The sequence below is a fragment of the Nostoc sp. genome, from assembly GCF_036916655.1.
Taxonomy (GTDB): Bacteria; Cyanobacteriota; Cyanobacteriia; order Cyanobacteriales; family Nostocaceae; genus Nostoc.
Window position 1 is genome coordinate 106,166 of sequence record NZ_JBALFY010000030.1, and the last position, 17,306, is coordinate 123,471.

14 protein-coding genes and 1 pseudogene are annotated in these 17,306 nt (G+C 39.1%); 4 read left to right on the forward strand and 11 right to left on the reverse strand.

Annotation, left to right across the window (positions count from 1 at the left end):
• Window positions 1–187 precede the first annotated feature (187 nt).
• Window positions 188–1,468 carry a 3-phosphoshikimate 1-carboxyvinyltransferase gene (aroA, locus tag V7L31_RS09225; RefSeq protein WP_334695939.1) on the reverse strand — a complete coding sequence of 427 codons (1,281 nt, stop codon included), beginning with the start codon at window positions 1,466–1,468 and terminating at the stop codon, window positions 188–190.
• A 221-nt stretch (window positions 1,469–1,689) separates the two neighbouring features.
• Here aroA and V7L31_RS09230 point away from each other — a divergent pair, with 221 nt between their 5' ends.
• From V7L31_RS09230 to V7L31_RS09240, 3 genes are all read left to right on the forward strand, one after another.
• Complete coding sequence (locus V7L31_RS09230; protein ID WP_334695940.1) at window positions 1,690–2,442, forward strand: DUF928 domain-containing protein; 753 nt, start codon at window positions 1,690–1,692, stop codon at window positions 2,440–2,442.
• Window positions 2,443–2,500: 58 nt separating this feature from the next.
• A complete protein-coding gene (locus V7L31_RS09235) occupies window positions 2,501–4,747 on the forward strand; it encodes a CHASE2 domain-containing protein (RefSeq protein ID WP_334695941.1) in 2,247 nt (748 codons plus the stop codon).
• A gap of 279 nt (window positions 4,748–5,026) precedes the next feature.
• A complete protein-coding gene (locus tag V7L31_RS09240) occupies window positions 5,027–5,332 on the forward strand; it encodes a hypothetical protein (protein WP_334695942.1) in 306 nt (101 codons plus the stop codon).
• A gap of 251 nt (window positions 5,333–5,583) precedes the next feature.
• On the opposite strand, the pseudogene V7L31_RS09245 reads toward V7L31_RS09240, so the two are convergent.
• The 8 genes and pseudogenes from V7L31_RS09245 to V7L31_RS09280 all read right to left on the reverse strand — a co-directional run.
• Window positions 5,584–5,736, reverse strand: a pseudogene (locus V7L31_RS09245) (IS701 family transposase); the annotation flags it as partial.
• A gap of 167 nt (window positions 5,737–5,903) precedes the next feature.
• The gene (locus tag V7L31_RS09250) at window positions 5,904–6,443 is read right to left on the reverse strand and encodes a WcaF family extracellular polysaccharide biosynthesis acetyltransferase (RefSeq protein ID WP_334695943.1); all 540 of its coding nucleotides are present in this window, start codon (window positions 6,441–6,443) and stop codon (window positions 5,904–5,906) included.
• 237 nt (window positions 6,444–6,680) lie between these two features.
• Complete coding sequence (locus V7L31_RS09255; protein ID WP_334695944.1) at window positions 6,681–7,247, reverse strand: YdcF family protein; 567 nt, start codon at window positions 7,245–7,247, stop codon at window positions 6,681–6,683.
• 6 nt (window positions 7,248–7,253) lie between these two features.
• On the reverse strand, window positions 7,254–8,438 hold the full coding sequence (locus V7L31_RS09260) for a glycosyltransferase (RefSeq protein ID WP_334695945.1): 1,185 nt from the start codon (window positions 8,436–8,438) through the stop codon (window positions 7,254–7,256).
• Window positions 8,439–8,468: 30 nt separating this feature from the next.
• Window positions 8,469–9,650 carry a glycosyltransferase family 4 protein gene (locus V7L31_RS09265; RefSeq protein WP_334695946.1) on the reverse strand — a complete coding sequence of 394 codons (1,182 nt, stop codon included), beginning with the start codon at window positions 9,648–9,650 and terminating at the stop codon, window positions 8,469–8,471.
• A 21-nt stretch (window positions 9,651–9,671) separates the two neighbouring features.
• Complete coding sequence (locus V7L31_RS09270) at window positions 9,672–10,991, reverse strand: hypothetical protein (RefSeq protein WP_334695947.1); 1,320 nt, start codon at window positions 10,989–10,991, stop codon at window positions 9,672–9,674.
• Complete coding sequence (locus V7L31_RS09275; protein WP_334695948.1) at window positions 10,978–12,216, reverse strand: glycosyltransferase family 4 protein; 1,239 nt, start codon at window positions 12,214–12,216, stop codon at window positions 10,978–10,980. Before V7L31_RS09275 ends, V7L31_RS09270 begins: the two co-directional genes overlap by 14 nt.
• A gap of 253 nt (window positions 12,217–12,469) precedes the next feature.
• Entirely contained in the window at window positions 12,470–13,633 is a 1,164-nt protein-coding gene (locus tag V7L31_RS09280) for an acyltransferase family protein (protein WP_334695949.1), read from the reverse strand.
• Window positions 13,634–14,203: 570 nt separating this feature from the next.
• Between V7L31_RS09280 and V7L31_RS09285 the strand changes: the two genes are divergently transcribed.
• Window positions 14,204–15,874, forward strand: a complete 1,671-nt coding sequence (locus tag V7L31_RS09285; protein ID WP_334695950.1) for a right-handed parallel beta-helix repeat-containing protein — start codon at window positions 14,204–14,206, stop codon at window positions 15,872–15,874.
• Between the two features lie 53 nt (window positions 15,875–15,927).
• On the opposite strand, the gene V7L31_RS09290 is transcribed toward V7L31_RS09285, so the two are convergent.
• Both V7L31_RS09290 and V7L31_RS09295 read right to left on the reverse strand, forming a co-directional pair.
• On the reverse strand, window positions 15,928–16,467 hold the full coding sequence (locus tag V7L31_RS09290; protein WP_334695951.1) for an acyltransferase: 540 nt from the start codon (window positions 16,465–16,467) through the stop codon (window positions 15,928–15,930).
• 21 nt (window positions 16,468–16,488) lie between these two features.
• Complete coding sequence (locus tag V7L31_RS09295) at window positions 16,489–17,289, reverse strand: FkbM family methyltransferase (protein ID WP_334695952.1); 801 nt, start codon at window positions 17,287–17,289, stop codon at window positions 16,489–16,491.
• Window positions 17,290–17,306: the final 17 nt, after the last annotated feature.

A 17,306-nucleotide genomic window follows, 5' to 3' on the forward strand; every position in this document is an offset into this window, starting at 1 on the left:
TTAACGAATGACTTGCGTGGTATATAGACAGAGACGCACAGATGTACGCCCCTACTATCATTAATTTAGGATTCCCAAAATAAAGCAAAAAGGTAACTTGAGTTGATTCAGTGTTATGGCGGCTGTAAGAACAGTTGGTGCGTTAGCCTCCGGCATAACACACCCTAAGAGAATACTGGTCAATCTCTTATTGTTCTAACATTTGGAAGAATCGGGTAAAGTAATCTGGAAAAGTCTTCGCTGTACAACCAGGATCTTTAATTACAATCCCTGGAGCCTTCAAACCTGTGACAGCAAAAGCCATCGCCATTCGATGATCGTGATAGGTTTCAATTGCCGCCGGAGTAATAGGGCTAGGCTCAATTCTCAGTTTATCGGCGAATTCTTCCACTTTAACCCCTAACCGACGCAATTCTGTGACAACAGCTTGAATCCGATCGGTTTCCTTATATCGAATATGTTCTACGTTACGAATAGTAATTGGTGAACTAGCAAAGGGCGCGATCGCAGCTAATGTTTGCACCAAATCTGATATATCATTCATATCAATGTCGATGCCTTGCAATTGCTTCGGCCCCGTCACTTCAGTGTAATCATCCGAATCCTTAATTTGGCAACCCATCTGCTCTAAAACATTCAGCCAGAGAATATCACCCTGACAGGATTGTTTGGTCAAATGTTTGACGCGCACCCGTCCACCCGTGACGGCGGCGGCGGCAAAAAAGTAAGAAGCATTTGACGCATCAGGTTCTATTGTGTAATGTCGAGCTTGATAACGTTGACCTGCTTTAATCTGAAATTGATTCTCGCCAATTTGAATCACCTCTACGCCAAAATCTGCCATGAGGCTACAGGTCATTTTGATATAAGACTGAGAAACCAGTGTACCCTCAACCTCAAAAATCGTATCCTGTTGAGCGTAAGGTGCAATCATCAGCAATGCCGAAAGTTGCTGACTTGTTTGGTTAGCTTTCAAGCGAAAATTTCCGCCAGCGAATCCCTGGCTATAGAGGGTATAGGGCATAAACCCAGAGTTTCCCTCAAAGTTAACAGTGGCTCCACCTGTTTGCAGCACCGTCAGCATGTCACCCATCGGTCGTTCTCGCATCCGAGGAACGCCATCTAGCCGATATTCGCCATTACCCAGTGCTACCAGCGCCGAAATAAACCGTGCTGTAGTACCTGATAAACCCACAAATAAATCTGCCTGTTTAGCTGGAATATCACCTCCCCTTCCCACAATCTGAATCTGAGCCAGATGAGGATTTAGAGTTATGGGAATACTCAATTGCTCTAAACATTTAGCAAAATACTCGCTGTCTTCACTAAATAAGGCATTTTCTAAAATGGAGTCACCTTGCGCTAAAGCAGCGACAAGCAACGCCCGATTGGTAAGACTTTTAGAACCAGGAATTTCTACCGTGGCGTCCACTGGCCGATTTAGAGCAGGAATTGCAATGGTATCCACTTTAGACCTCTACGTAGGCGGTTAGCTACAACCTTATATATTCCCATATCTTGAGCGATAAGGAGCAGGGGGAAATCAATTCAAAATGACGCTCTCTACAAGTGACAAACAGTTGATTCAGATACCTGCCAATCTTAAGCTATGCTGTAGTGAAAAATCTGGCTCTGCTTTTGGGAATACTTTATTTATCTCGAATAATCTAGCACCCAGACATTTTTAATATGAAATGGATTAAACCATATATATTATATTTTGTAACCTTTTCCTTGCCTTTGTCTTTGTTTTCTGCCTTAACAGCAGAAGTACAGGCTCAGTCCTACCATCCCAATAAAACTTGGCAAATTAGTCAGACATTTAAGCCGCCACAGCGGGGAAAACCTCCTGCAAGTGCTGGTGGTTCTACCCGTGGTAGTTCTTGTCTAACAGGTAAAAAACTAATAACTCCCTTAATCCCTCCAGATAAATTAGGGTTGACATTTGCTGAACATCCAACATTTTTCTGGTATGTACCTCCATCTCCAGTCAAAACAGCCAAGTTTCTGCTCTTGGATAAAGACCAGAACGTATTTTATGAAACATCTTTTACACTTCCAGATCAACCCGGAATTATTAACTTCAAACTTCCTGACACTGCTCCTGCACTCGCTGTAGGTAAAACTTATCATTGGTATCTAACAATTGCTTGTGATACTCAAGACTCTAGTGAAAACCCCACTGTAGATGGTTGGGTGGAACGCACTCAACCAGAATTAGGTTTGTCGGAGGCTTTAGCAAAGGCAAATTTACATAAGTTGCCCACCATCTATGCAGAAGCGGGGATTTGGCATGAAGCGCTGACTAGTTTAGTGCAGTTACACGAGACCGAGCCGAATAATTTTAAGGCGAGGCTGGATTGGAGACAATTTTTCAAGTCAGTTGGTTTGAGTGCGATCGCTTCCGAACCATTGATCGATTGTTGCACATCTAGGAAATAAGGGCATTGGGCTGAGGGAAAATTCCCAACTCCCAACTCAGCACTCAGTACTAAATATTATGTGGGCAAAGCTGAAACCGCGAATCTGGCAATGGCGTGGTGTTTTACTGGCTGTTCCTAATATTACAGCCCTGGTAATTGCAATACGCTTGACTGGATTACTGCAATTGTTTGAATTGGCTGCACTGGATCAATTTTTTCTCCTCCGTCCACAAGAGTCGGCTGATACCCGCATTGTCATAGTTGAGATTAATGAGGCAGATATCCGCAAGCAGGGTCAGTGGCCTATGTCTGATGGAAAACTTGCCAGTTTGTTAGAGAAAATCAAACAACAAAAACCCAGAGCGATCGGTTTAGATATTTATCGTGATTTACCTGTCAATCCCGGTCATCAAGAATTACTTAAGGTATTTAAATCTACTCCTAATTTGATTGGAGTCCAAAAAGTCTCTGATACTATTGATAGTTCGGCGGTTGATTCGTCTCCAGAACTCAAGAAACTTCATCAAGTTGGGTCGAATGATTTACCCATAGATGGAGATGGCAAAATTCGACGAGCATTATTGTACGTAAATTTAAATAATAACGAGATTCTAGAAAGCTTTGGGTTAAAACTAGCATTGTTGTACTTGAAACCTGAAGGTATTACCGCAAAGCCATCAGTAACTAACTCTAATTACTTACAGTTAAATCGGGGTGTTTTCCCGATTTTTGAACCTAATGATGGTGGTTATGTCCGAGCAGATGCCGGGAGTTATCAAGTACTTTTGAACTACCGAGGACGGATACAGCAGTTTGCTAAAGTCTCTCTTACCGAAGTGCAAGAGAACCGCATCCCACCCGATTTAATGCGAGACAAGGTGGTATTAATTGGTGCTACCGCCGAGAGTTTGAAGGATTTATTCTATACGCCTTACAGCAGTAATGTATTGACTGACCCGGAACGAATGGCGGGTGTAACAATTCATGGTAATGTGATTAGTCAAATTTTAAGTGCAGCAATAGAAGGTCGCCCACCAATCAAGTGTTTACCTGACCCACTAGAATGGCTATTGATTTTGATTTGGTCAATTATTGGTGCTAGCTTGTGTTGGCTACAACGCCACAGTAGCAACCAGAAAACGCTAATTTTTAGTGTTTTTCTGGCAGGTGGTAGTTTAGTTGGCGGCAGTTTTCTGGCGTTTATTATTGGTTGGTGGATTCCTGTTGTACCTTCATTGCTGGCATTTGTCGGTTCTGCGATCGCACTCACTCAGTATATTGCTCAAAGTGCTACCGAGATGCGAAAAACCCTCGGTCGCTATCTCACTGATGAAATCGTCGCCAATATCCTCGAAACTCCTTCTGGCTTAAAGCTAGGGGGAGAACGGCGAAAAGTTACGGTTCTCGTATCGGATTTAAGAGGATTTTCAGCTATTTCTGAACAATTGCCCCCGGAAGAAGTAGTAAAGATTTTGAATCTTTATTTGGGAACAATGACAGATGTGATTAATCAGTATAAAGGCACAATTAATGAGTTTATGGGTGATGGTATTTTTGTGATTTTTGGTGCACCAATTAGTCGCAAAGATGATTCTCAACGAGCGATCGCCTGTGCTATTGCTATGCAGTTAGCAATGGAGCAAGTAAACAAACAAAATCAGCAAATGAATTTTCCAATCCTCGAAATGGGAATTGGGATTAATACAGGTGAAGCTGTGGCAGGAAATGTAGGTTCTCAAAAACGCGCTCAATATACAGTTATTGGCAGCCATGTTAATTTGGCTGCCCGAATTGAGTCTTATACAGTGGGAGGACAGATTTTAATTTCCGAAAATACCTGTAAAGATGCCAATATTGACCTCCAAATTGCTGGACAATTACAAATAGAACCTAAAGGGATAAAGCATCCTGTGACAATTTGTGAAATTCGTGGCATTGGCGGTAAATATAATTTCTTCTTGCCTGAAGATGATCAAGAAATAGTCATTCTCAATCAAGAAGTGCCTGTGGAATATACCATTTTACAGGGTAAATATGCCGTGGGAACAGTATTTATAGGTAACTTGATTAGCCTTTCAGAAAAAGGGGCGCAGCTGCGTAGATGCCCAGCGTCTTGTCAGCAGACATCGCCACATTCTTTACATCTTTTGAGCAATCTCAAACTCAAGTTATTGATTGAAGCAGAAATGTCCATAGAAGAAGAATATATCTATGCCAAGGTGATCCAACAATCTAATATTGATGAGCATCTTTTTCTGCTTCGGTTTACAGCTGTTCCGCCAAAAGCGATCGCAATTTTAAATACACTGCGTCAGCTTGGGTGAAATGAGAGTATCAATCATATTGAAATGCTAACAAAGAGAGGTGTATATAAATGGGCTAGCCCGAAAAAGTAGGTAGTTGAGATTTTTTAAAAAAGTAACAAATGTTGCTGATAAAACCAGGCGATCGCGATAAGATTCTGAACTTAAGCCTAACCCAACTCCAATAACTCCTTAATAATTCGTAATTCGTAATTTATGGTATGAAGCAACTAAGTTTAGTTGTGGAGTTCAAAACATGATTTCTTTTAAAACTGAAATTGAATCACATCTAAAAGAAAAATGACGAACGTAAACAAATTTCAAAGACTAGTAGAACTTGCAAACGATCACGGAATTATTTGCCAGCCAACACCAGAGGAATGTTTGATTGCATCCTTGCCTGGAGACGATGACTTTTTATTAGCTTTTACTTGGTCTGGCACAATTGAGGGTGAGCCACCAGAGCATGAACTAATTGCAATTAGTGTACAGGATATTGTCAAAGAAGTTACTGTTGCAGCTTGGCAGATTCCTATTTATTTATTCGGAAACGTTTTAAGACAAGCTCAGATGCTTGTCACTGCCCACAAAGATTTTGTTAGCTAGCAGACAAGCCTAGAGCGTGTTTTCAAACTCGCTGTATTCTAAAATAGGCGATCGTAGTCAGGGTATATTGAGGAAAGTCCTATCAAACAAGGTTTTTAGGACTTGTGTGTACACCTTAGCCCACAGGGGATGGGGAGCTAAGGGCGTTCAATAAAATAAAGATTTCATGAAGCTAATTGCGTAAACATTGTGTTTATACTACATCCCTCTTCTGTCACTTTCCGGAATAAGCAAGTAGTAAATAAGTTAAATTATCCAGAAGCATAACCAGGTTTAAATTGATTCATTGCAGCAATTAAATGATTGAATCCTAGTAATAAGTGTGAATTAGGGAAAATACTTAACCAGGGATAAATAAACCAAAATAGTAAGAGTGGTTGGATAATTAGACGTAGATTATTTAAAGACTCTGGGCGAGAAAGTGGGAAGCTGTAGAATAATTTAAATACGAGCTAGCTTGGATTGCTAATTGAATAAGGAAATGGGGACTAGAAAATTTGGTGGGGAATTCAGACTATTTAGCAAATTTGTAGCAAACGGAACTATGGGATGCGATCACAAAAATTGCATATCAAATCTTTCGCTGCTTAATGGGTTGAGCCGGATTGCCCGCATAAATAGTCATTGGCTCTAGTGATTTCATCGCAACGCCACCTAAAGTCAATATTGCTCCCCGACCAACAGTAACTCCTGGGCCAATTACGGACTTGGCAGCAATCCAACTACTCTCTTGAATATGGATTGGAGCATAAATCAATTTAAAATCGGGATGATTCCAGTCATGATTTCCTGTGCAGAGGTATACCCCTTGAGACAAGCAAACATGACTTTCGATAGTGACAGGAGCGATGTTATCTATCCACGCACCTTCCCCAATCCAAACAAAATCACCAATGTTTAACCGCCAAGGAAACTTTACCCGCACTCCAGGTTTAATGCGGACACCTTGGCCGATTTTAGCTCCAAAACTGCGGAGTATCCAAATTTTTAATGCTGAAAGTGGGAGCCAATAACTTTCAACTAAGGGAGACCCCGCAAAGTACCAAAGAATTTGCTTCCAGTATGGTGCGCCTGGAGTATAGTTGCTAACAGTATATTGATCTAGACGCATATAGGAAGGAGGTAAGCAAGAGTAGGTTAAAGTAGTTCGCAATTATTAATTAGTTAAAGATTTATACCACCAAGATAGACAATTAGAGTACTTCACGTAAAAAAATGCCCAATTGTCATTGCTTCGCTTCGTTCTCTACGAGACGCTACGCGAACGCAATCACGTGTTTTGGATCATTTATTTTTTAGAAGTCTCTTACGCGTAAGGTTTTGCTAAGAATTACGAATTAGTAATTAGTTAAAGGTTGGCTCTTGCATGATCTGTGGCAATCCAGAAGAGAGAACGAACAATATCACGAATAATACGCAGGAGGGATTCTGAGTTAGTTTGCTTGGATGATACGGACATGGGAGTAAAGGCAATACCTTGGCTACCAAGGATGAAGGTGGCGATCGCCTTGGCTCTGGGCATGTGAAAATCTGAAGTAATGAGAAATAGGTGTTGGAGTTGCCGTTGTTTGAACTCAGTAACAACTGAAGTAAAGTTAGTTACAGTATCTGTTGCCTGAATGTCGATATGTAAACGACTCTTGGGTATACCTACGGCTTGAAAAGTTTGATATGTTTTTTGAGGATCTGGAGGAGAAGATACCCAGATTTCTAGGGATGGATACCACTCGGCTAGTTCGGCAGTGAATTTTTCTCTAGCTGGATCGCCGCCTAAAATAAAGAAAGCTTGAGGTTGGGGTGCTTGGTTGATGGCGATCGCTAAACGTATAGGTATAATACTCAACAGCACTAAAATGAGACTTAAACTTAGTAAACAGATGAAACGGTATACTTTTGGAAGTCTAGATTTTTTCACTTGAGTCTACCCTAGAAATTCCGGCAAAGGTTTTTTGTCAATCACAGATTTATAAACCTGAATCAACTTGTCAGCAGCACGATCCCAGGTATAGTTTTGGAAAATAAACTTACGGGCGCGATCGCCCATTTCTGTAGCCTGCTGAGGATTACTTAAGCACTCAATCAAAGCATTAGCAATAGCATTGATATTAATCTCAACAACATAGGCAGCTTTAGCCTTGGCAGCTTCCGGGAAATTGCAAGCAGTTGTAATTATACATGGTAATCCTGAAGCCATACCTTCTAAGATGGATATACTGAAACCTTCTGAATAAGAAGGAGCAACATACAAATTAGCCGCACCTAAAGCAGCATATTTTAATACTCCACTGACCATACCAGTGAAGGTAACAGCATCTAGACAACCTGCCTGTAAAAAATAGTTCTGAGCTTTGTCCATAAATCCGATATTATCTGGGCCTGCCACAACTAGATGTGTGTGAGGAAACTGATTATAAACTTTGGCAAAAGCAGGAGCTAGTAAATCTAGACCCTTTTTAGGGTCAATCCTACCAAGAAACAAAATCAGAGTTTTACCTCTAATTTCTGGAAACTGCTGATAAAAAAGCTCTGGATTTGGGAGTGTTTCAAACTCTTGGTGGCGAATTCCATTAGGAACAAAAACAGTGTTGTTAAATTTGAGAAAATTGATATTTTTTAGTTCAAAACTAGATGTAGATTGGATGGCACTAGAATTTTGGATGCCGGGGTTTTCAAATACTTTATAATAAATTCTTTTTTTCCATGCTTTGTAAGACAGCGCCCAAGGTTCTAGCATCCCATGAGGAGTTACAATATATGGAATTTGGAAATATTTACATATTGAGTGGGCAACTGAAATCATCGGGGCAAAAATTGTTTGACTATGGACTATATCGTAATTATTTACATTTTTAAATAACCAGTTAATCAAAGAAAGACTGATGATAAAATCATCTCGATACCAGCAATTAAAATACTGCACTCGATAATATTTCTCACTAATCCATTCATTCAGTGGTACATCTAAATTATTGGAACCATTAGCATGTGTTGTGACAAGATCAACAGTAACACCTAGACGGCCAATTGCTTGTACTAGCTCTGTGACAATTTTAGATGTTCCACCATAAGTTGCTCCAATATAAGGAGCAATAAATAAAATTTTCATAACTTAATCAATAGAAAAATTTTTGGGATTTTATCTAGATATTATTACTATATCAACAGCTTTTAAAAGACCCTCAGCAAACTTTTTAGGAGCATAATTAGCTACAATTTGTTGGCTGAAGTATCCCATTTTGCTTCTCAAATCTAAATCCATTTTATGGATAGTTAACAAAGCACGAGTCATATCTTCTCTACTTTGTGGATCGAATAACAGACCATTTTTGCCATTGTCAACAAGTTCATACCCAGCTCCCACAGTACGGCTGCATAGAACTGGCAACCTAGCGGCACAAGCTTCGTTCAACACTAAGCCCCATTGCTCTTGCAACGCAGGATGCACAAAAGCGTTAGCCAAGCCATACCAATCTCCAATTGCTTGGTAAGTAATAAAACCAGGCAAATGAATGCAATCTGATAATTTTTGTTCAACAATCAGATTGTGGATAAAAGATTCTTCTTCCCCACTACCACAAATTACAAGATCCCAAGCTTGTTCATCTCCGATTTGTTGGCGATAAGTAGTGAAAGCTTCTACAAGCCGAAATACATTTTTGCGTTTGATTAAACGGGTGACAACGAGAAAATAAGGTTTAGCTGGAATTTTTGGCTGTCTGTGTCTAGCTTTAACAGGATCGAGTCTTGCTGTCTCTGCTTGCTGAGTAAAATAATCATTGTCAACTGCATCGTAACCTAGAAAAATCCGCTCATGGGGAAAGCCTAACTTAATTAAATAGTCACGGTGTAGTTTACCACCCACAAGAGCAGCATTATATTTTCTGACATAAAGCCAAGATTTCAATTGCTCCTTCCAGCACTGGCGCTTTTCGTCATCCCATTTACTCTCACTCATTACAATAGTAGGAACATTGTGTTTTTGACACCAGGTAAGTGCAGCACGAGATATCGGAAATCCCCATCCAGGGATGGCAAGGATATCTGGTTTTAAATCATCTAAAAAAGAGGGTAATAAAGATGCGGGGATAGTAGATTCTTGAGTCCGAGGAGTTAAGGAAGATGTTGTCGCTATTGGCAACAAAGTTTTTAGAGGGAATGTAATTTCTCGCTCTACATCACCCCAAGGATGTTCTTTAGTATTGTCTGTAATTTGAATTGCACTGAGTTCCCAGCCTTTTTGCTGACAGGCTGTGTAGGCAGCACGCAATCGTGCAGCGTGATAACCTCCTATATTGTAGAAAATCACAACTATATGCATAGCTAGTAGTGTTTAGAATTTTTAATTCGAGTTGTTTAAGTAAAAACGATGTGTTGACAGATAACTCTGTCTAAAATATTTCCGTTTCATCCAGAGAAGCAAAAAACATGGCCAAAAAGCCATGCCAAACCAAGCATAAATTCCAGGTAAGTCTCCGCCACGTAAAAGGGGTATTAAACAGGCACATAAGATCGCCCGAACCAAGATGCTAGCAAAGGGATGAATTTTTGTACTATAAACGACTATAGAAGCAAATATTTTTCCGTACACAATTGAGAAGAAAGTAATTCCTATAATTCCACCTTCTGCATAAAATGAACCTATTAATGATGGTGAAATTCCTAAAGTCCCTTTGCCTTTATTGGTAGTGATATTAAGCTTATTCATATAACCACCTACTGGTTTTCCTGGCCACAAAGCTCTCGGAATCGGACGCATCACAATTTCTAAATGCTCCATACCCCAAGAGTAATCTAAACGTTCAGGATAGACCTGCTGTATCATGACAAAACCATCAAGCATATTAGCATCTTCAGCACTAAATGCCCGCTCAAAAGCTGCCTGATTTATAGCATCTTCTGCTAAAGTTGTGCTTCGCATCGCACCAGCCACTGCAAACATACCAAGAGTTAAGACAGCAATAATAGTGAAAATAATCAGACGAGTTTTTGGTCGATAGGAAGATGACAAAACGATCGCACTAGCAAGCATCCATCCCAAAAATTGGAAGCGACTGGTAGGGCTAAAGGTGTAATAAGACACACCTGCCAGAATAGAAAAAGCCATAACTTTAGTGCGAATTGACGAAAACCCGCCAAATTTCCATACACAAAGGATTAACGTAGCAATTCCCACTAAAACCATCGGAAACAAGTACAAGTAGCCACTAACATCAAAAGCTAAGGATTGTCCTGCTGCTAGTTGTGTAGCTATGCGAACGCGAACGTACAAGACTACAGGTAGGCAAATTAAGCCGAAATTGATGACTTTAGGAGACAGCCACGATAAAAATGAGCGATCGCCAACAGGTATAATAACTGGCAAAGATTGTTTTTGGCACAATATATAAGTTGCTATTAGGCAAATTTCCCCAAAGGCCATGTAATGTAAGGCAACGAGAGCTGCTTCTGTTGTAATTGAATTAAAGCCGCCTAAATTACCAAGGCTAACCCACTTCCCAAAGCCGCTAATAACTGCCCAATATCGGTAAGAGCTAATGTAAAATAGAAAACTAGTGATAAACAGCGGTACTTCGTCATTTCGCCACACCATCCAAATTCCACTAAAAATGATTAGTCCAATTTGGATGAAGGCTAAATCGGGAAATTCAAACAACGGCATAAGACAGAGCTTGGAGAGATTGCTGCAATCGCGACAGGCTAAAACTTGAAGTGTCGGTAGATTTTTTAGCGAAGGCTTCTAATTGCCAAGGATTATTTAAGCAAAAATCGAGAGCTTGAGCGATCGCTTGCCCACTAACTTCGGGTAAAATCAATCCATTAACTTGATTTTTTACCACCTCACCACAAAATCTAGAAGTAATAATTGGCATTTTCCAAGCTTGAGCTTCTAATTGAGTCAGTCCAAAGCCATCAGAAAGAGTCGGAAACAGCAAAACATCTGTCTGCTGATAGTACATAGCTGTAGCACTTCTAGAAACTGAACCAATCCACTGTAATTTACCATGAGATGCTTGGGATATAGAAATACCTTGAGAACCAACCATCCAGAATTCTATAGGCTGGTTATTCAGGAGTTCAGCAGCTTCTAGTATTGCAGCAAGACCTTTTCGCAAAATTACTTGTCCCAGAAAGAGCACCCGCAGGGGACGTTCACTTGAGAAAACAGCGGGGTAAGTTCGCACAAAATCATCTGCTTGTTCAGGTGGTTGATATGCAAGAGGAATGATGTCAATTTTATGCTCAGGTATACCTACTTGCTGTAAGGCTTGACTTGACCACAGCGAGTTAACTACGATTCTGTCAGCTAACAAACATTCTTGATGCCATCTAGTCCAGTAGTGAGATGGTGCTGGTTGCCAGTTCGATTGATAAGTAGGATGTCTGGTATGTTCTTCCATAACCAACTTTTCCTCCAATGGGCCTGGATCGATTTGACCAAGGATAGTGCGCCAGCCTTTAGCTTTGGCGTAGCGGAATAGTTTTAAAGCAGCGTAACTGTAGGCAAAAAACGTTGGGCGAGAATTGAGACTAGATAGATGGTCGTCAAGCTTGTATAGTGCGCGGGTTGCATTTTCTTGGAACCAATCATTGCGTGCAATTATCAGTTCCCATCCAGTCATTTTTTGAATTCTTTGAGCTATTTCAAAGCTAATTAACGAGCTAGTAAAGGCGTGAACAGGAGATGAAGCTAAATCTGCGTGGAATCTTTCCCGTAGATTAACTAACAAAGGTTTAGGTAGTCCATGTAGTAAAGAATGGGGCGGAATCCATACGTCTGTGATGAAGTGCGCTAATAGTCCAGCCTTGTGTAGCGATCGGGGAATAGCATAATGCTCACGCGCTCCCAGTTGACAGCAAATCCAAGACGAAAATTTTTCAATCATATATAAAATACATTTTTTAAGTCAATGAAGAGGAGAGGGGGCAGGGGGGAGAACCCCATACATAAATGTATTGGCTCTGAGCTAAGAACGTATTATTTTTCGTGCTGTGCATCTCGAAATAAATATTTTTATTTTTGGGCATAAATAAATTCATTAGCTCTGGAACCCCTGTGGCAGAAGAACTGAGCGTATCTTTTTACCTTGCTCCCTGCCCTCTACTCCCCTGCCTTTTCGGTAATTACACCTTTAATGGTTAGTCGTTTATCTTTAATCTGGAGTGCAGAAAATAACGTTCACATAACAGGAATAAAATATGGCAAACCAATAAAGTAAATAATCCTCCCCCCAGGGCTAAGAATCCATGTGCTGGACGACCATGTAAAACTTCAAATGTCCACGCACTAATAAGTGTAAGAATAGGAAAATGACAAATATAAATAGTATAAGATTCTATGCCTATAATCTCGAAATATTTATGAACAGGATGTTGGCAAATTGATAACGGTAAATTTGTGATTAACAGAACTACAGTAGAACCTAGTACAGCATAAACCAAAATTAGTAATGGCGATGCTAGAGTAAAGTGTGTAGCGATCAAAGCGACTAATAACAATAATCCGCTAATCCAAATATTTGTTTTTGTAAATATAAATTTTTTTTGAGATATAATTTCTGCGATTAATGCACCACTTAACCATATTGGATAATGAATTAGGACTTGAGTAGCAAAACTTGGCATGAAGAATAATTGTCCTAAAACTGCAACAATTACTCCTGTCCCATAAGCAGGTAATGCTCCGAAATAACGAAGTTTCAACCATAAAGGATAAAGTAGATAGTAGATAACTTCATAAGCCAGAGACCAAAGAGGGCCATTGCTACCAAAGTCTTTCCCCATGCTACTAGGCAACATGAATAGTGCAGGAAGGACAGAAGCAACAGAAAATTCCTTTCTGAAAAAATTTTGATCGAGTAAAAGATCGCCAGTCAAAGAAGTATAAAGTATGGGATATAAAAAACGACCTACTAAATCTAAAATAGTTGTTAAAGCAAGAGCAAGTATGTAGGGAGGTACTAAGCGGTGGCAGCGACGATGGAAGAAATTTCTGATATTTAGCTGAAAAGTTTTACTTTTAGCTAACTGCTTAGATACTCTTAAATGAATAAAAAAACCGCTAAGAACAAAGAAAATTATTACAGCTTCGTGCCCATATCGTAAGCTTGCAGAAGCGTAAACCAGAATTTCTGCATACCAAGAGTGGGGATATTGAGACCATCCAATATTTCCTATCCAGAGAAGCCAGCGAGAATGTCCAGCTAATACATAAATAGCCAAAAAGCCACGTAAGGCATCAAGGCTTCGGAGATTTAGAGATATGATTTGCTTTTGGAATTTTGGTTTTTGCAATTCTGTCATATTAGTTTCTTGGTATTAGGGTAAAGTTCAGAACTCCAGCCAAGACCGAACAATATACTCTCCTTAAAAACTCCAGGTTTCAAAATGGACGGGGTTTAATTTAGACTCTGCAAAAATTTTATTCTTCCTATGAAATTAGGAAATTTTATAATATCAGTGTGTATAGACGTAAATTTACTTAATTTATTTTGTAAAATTCTAAGTTATGCTAAAGTTTTCAGTAAAATTCCTCTTACAGTAAAATTAAAGGCAGCATTATGATGTTGAAGAATTAATGAGTTTAGCAGGGTAATGAAGTAAAAGTCTAAGATTAAGCTTGCCAATTATTGTGTGCATTTAGTGTTATTGACTAAACTATCTAAATATAGATAGCACTTTGCAAAGAAGTGAGTTGTTTGTGTATATATAAGAAGTCACATGCTTGTTTAGAGAATTTTGACTTGGGAAAAACACTTGTCAAATTTGGTAATATTAAAGTTATAGACAAGTATAAACATAATTATTTATAAACACGAATAAACACAAAAACATCAAATTTAATTTTGTTGAAATTATTAGGAAGTTAAATATATGGATCGTCGTAGTTTTTTGGTTTATGCAGGTTTTGGATCGGTAGTAAGTACACTAAATACACTACTGACCAATACATCAGCAGGAATAGCGCAGAAAAGCACAAATAACAATAAGATTTTACTTGTTCAAACACCACCAAATTACTTTGTGAATGTTTATGCATTTGGAAACCTTGTGAGTGGTAAGACTAACCAAGCTTATATTATTGCAGCTAATACAAAAACAATTCAAAAAGCCATTGATACTGTTGGTCAGCAAGGTGGAGGAACTATCTATATACCCAAGGGCTATTACCAAGTAACACCGGAAAATTTAACAGTTAATTCACCATCTTCAATTGTCATCAACTATGACAATATTACGTTACTTGGTGATGGTATTGGCAAAACTATTATTGAGAGTAGGGGTTCTTGGTCTGTTATTAACAGACAAGTTGTGAGGGGTCATGGGATTATGATTAAAGGCACTGACAATTCCCTCTACCCAAGGAAAAACATTACAATCAAAAATCTGGAATTACAAGGAGGTACAACGGGATTTACTGGTAATAACGCCTGGCCTGCTAACACCAAAACTGGAGATGGGTGGGATATTACTCATAAAGGTATATGTTTAGATTTCGATAAGCACTTAGACAATATTACTATTGATTCTGTTTACGTACATGACTTTAGAGGAGAGGTAATTTACAATGGTGGACTCTGGCTTGGTAAACTTACCATATCAAATACAAAATTAGCAAATTCCAATGGTTCAATGCTGAGTGTAGATGCTAATCTAACTGTGACTAATTGTGAATTTGTTAATACAGCAACTGCCTGGGTTGAAAATGCACCTATCTCACCAAATAAGTCTTATTCTTTTGATAAATGTGTATTTAAAGATTCTATAGGTCATGGCTTAGTTGTAGCGCAAGGTATGTTTCCATTAGGTCGTAAAGTAACAATCACTAACTGTAATTTTTATAACTCTCCTTCAGGTATTTGTCCTTTTGGAGGGGCAAGCAATTTCGTTGTGACAACAAACAAATTCTATGATGTGAAGAACGCCTTATTAACTAGTGGCATAAATAAAAATATTGAATTTTATCAAAATGAAATTTATGGGCAAACAGTTCCAGTAACTACGGCTTACCTTTTTGGTAAATTATCTAATGTAGTAATCAAAAATAATTACCACCAGGGAAGTAATAATGCTCCGATGGTTGGCTGTATTTTATATTATGCAGATTTAACAAATATAGTAATAGAAAATAATATTTTTAAAAATTGTCGTACGCCTGAGCAACCGGCTAACCTTACTAATGAGCGCCCTTTATTCAGAAATAATCAATATATCAATGTGGAAAGATGTGATACTCAAGGATCTTACATTTTATGGTGGGGACAAGAAACACCATATATTATCACTCCAAAGTGTGAAGAAGTAGTGTTAAGCAATACCACTAACAGCGCAGTTATAACAATAGGCATGAGTATTAGTAGTTATGTAGACGGACAAGAAGTATTAGTGACAGGTGGCAGTATTAACAAGAAAGTCAAACTACCTCAAAATTCTGATACTATTCAATGCCAAAGCGACAGATTGCTCAGTGGACGAGGCGAGAAACTAACACTTAGATTTAAAAAATCTAGCCAGAAGTGGTATGAAATATCTTACAGTAGCTGAATACTCAGTTTATTTTTAATAAAACTACCTGAAATTTTAGATGCCTAGAATGTTCAAAATAGCCACGGTTGGTAGTTTAAAGTGTAGTGCAAATCGGGCGATCGCTTCTTGATAAATCGGGCTGGATTACCAGCTACTACAGTATATGGCTCTATATCCTTTGTCACTACTGAACCAGCACCTACAACTGCTCCCTCGCCAATCATCACTCCTGGTAAAATTATTGCTCTGTAAGCAATCCAGACGCGATCGCCAATGATTACATCCCCACCTTTGTCTGCAAATTCTGGTGAGTGCGGATCGTGTCCCAGTGTTAAAATTGAAGCTTCCGGGCCAATGGAGACATCACAGCCAGTGCGAATCTGGTAGTGGCGGCCATCAAACAGACAGCCGAAATTAATGACGTTGCGATCGCCCAAAAAAATTTTTCTGCCGTTGAGAAACTGACATCTCATTTGTACAGAAGTACCTTGTCCCACCGCTGCTAAATAACTTTTTAGATAAGTTATGCGGATTTTACGGGATGGCAAGTTTCCAATCAGATGATTATAGCTGTAACTTAAAACGCTGCCAGCAAAAATTTTCAAGTTCAAGAGTGTATCAGAGAAAGCGACTTAATTTCGGTATGCTGAAATAACAGTACAGTTAACAGTGGCATCTTCACCACCTTTAATAATATAACCATGCTCACGCAACAAGGAAATTAGAGACTCACCTTTAGTATCAAATTCGTGAATTTCTAGGCTAATCCAACGAGGATATTGACCCTTGGTTAGGATCGCTGGTAGTACTTCATATTCACCTCCTTCTATATCTAACTTGAGCCAACAATCAGATTCAATCTCAGGTAGAGTACAAGGAATAGGAACTCCTGGAGGTTTTTCGTTAATAAAGCCTGTATGCGAAGACTGAGCATGGTAATAAAGGGTAGTGTTCTTTGACCACAAACCCAATGGATGTATCCTCACAAGTAAGTTATTTAAAGCCAAGTTTTTTTGAAGTAGTTGAAAGTTAGTTGTATCGGGTTCGTAGCAGATTAACTTTGCTTCGGGAAAGTAACTGGCAGCATGAACTGCAAACATCCCAATATTAGCTCCGCCATCAATAATAAATTTAGGTATAAAATTAGGGACTTCATAACCTCCCCTAACTAATTCACCACCAATTAGGTAATCTGCTTCATTACCTTGGCGCAGACAGAAACATATTAATTTATTCTGGATATACAATCGGATCTGAACAAAATCTTTTTCTGCAAAATTATTGATCCACTTGATCCACCATTTGCGTAACTTGACACGGTAAAAACCCATTGCAGTTAAACCAGCCACGAGAAAAGCAACCAGTTTATCTCTAAAGTTCACACCCTTATTAGCGTTACTACCTAACTCAATAATAGTATTAATTGTGGACATATTGAATATTTACTCTT

Coding starts and splice junctions, on each gene's coding strand:
- V7L31_RS09230 (WP_334695940.1), top strand. CDS start 1,690: ATGAAATGGATTAAACCATATATATTATATTTTGTAACCTTTTCCTTG.
- V7L31_RS09235 (WP_334695941.1), top strand. CDS start 2,501: ATGTGGGCAAAGCTGAAACCGCGAATCTGGCAATGGCGTGGTGTTTTA.
- V7L31_RS09240 (WP_334695942.1), top strand. CDS start 5,027: ATGACGAACGTAAACAAATTTCAAAGACTAGTAGAACTTGCAAACGAT.
- V7L31_RS09250 (WP_334695943.1), bottom strand. CDS start 6,443: ATGCGTCTAGATCAATATACTGTTAGCAACTATACTCCAGGCGCACCA.
- V7L31_RS09260 (WP_334695945.1), bottom strand. CDS start 8,438: ATGAAAATTTTATTTATTGCTCCTTATATTGGAGCAACTTATGGTGGA.
- V7L31_RS09265 (WP_334695946.1), bottom strand. CDS start 9,650: ATGCATATAGTTGTGATTTTCTACAATATAGGAGGTTATCACGCTGCA.
- V7L31_RS09270 (WP_334695947.1), bottom strand. CDS start 10,991: ATGCCGTTGTTTGAATTTCCCGATTTAGCCTTCATCCAAATTGGACTA.
- V7L31_RS09275 (WP_334695948.1), bottom strand. CDS start 12,216: ATGATTGAAAAATTTTCGTCTTGGATTTGCTGTCAACTGGGAGCGCGT.
- V7L31_RS09280 (WP_334695949.1), bottom strand. CDS start 13,633: ATGACAGAATTGCAAAAACCAAAATTCCAAAAGCAAATCATATCTCTA.
- V7L31_RS09285 (WP_334695950.1), top strand. CDS start 14,204: ATGGATCGTCGTAGTTTTTTGGTTTATGCAGGTTTTGGATCGGTAGTA.
- V7L31_RS09295 (WP_334695952.1), bottom strand. CDS start 17,289: ATGTCCACAATTAATACTATTATTGAGTTAGGTAGTAACGCTAATAAG.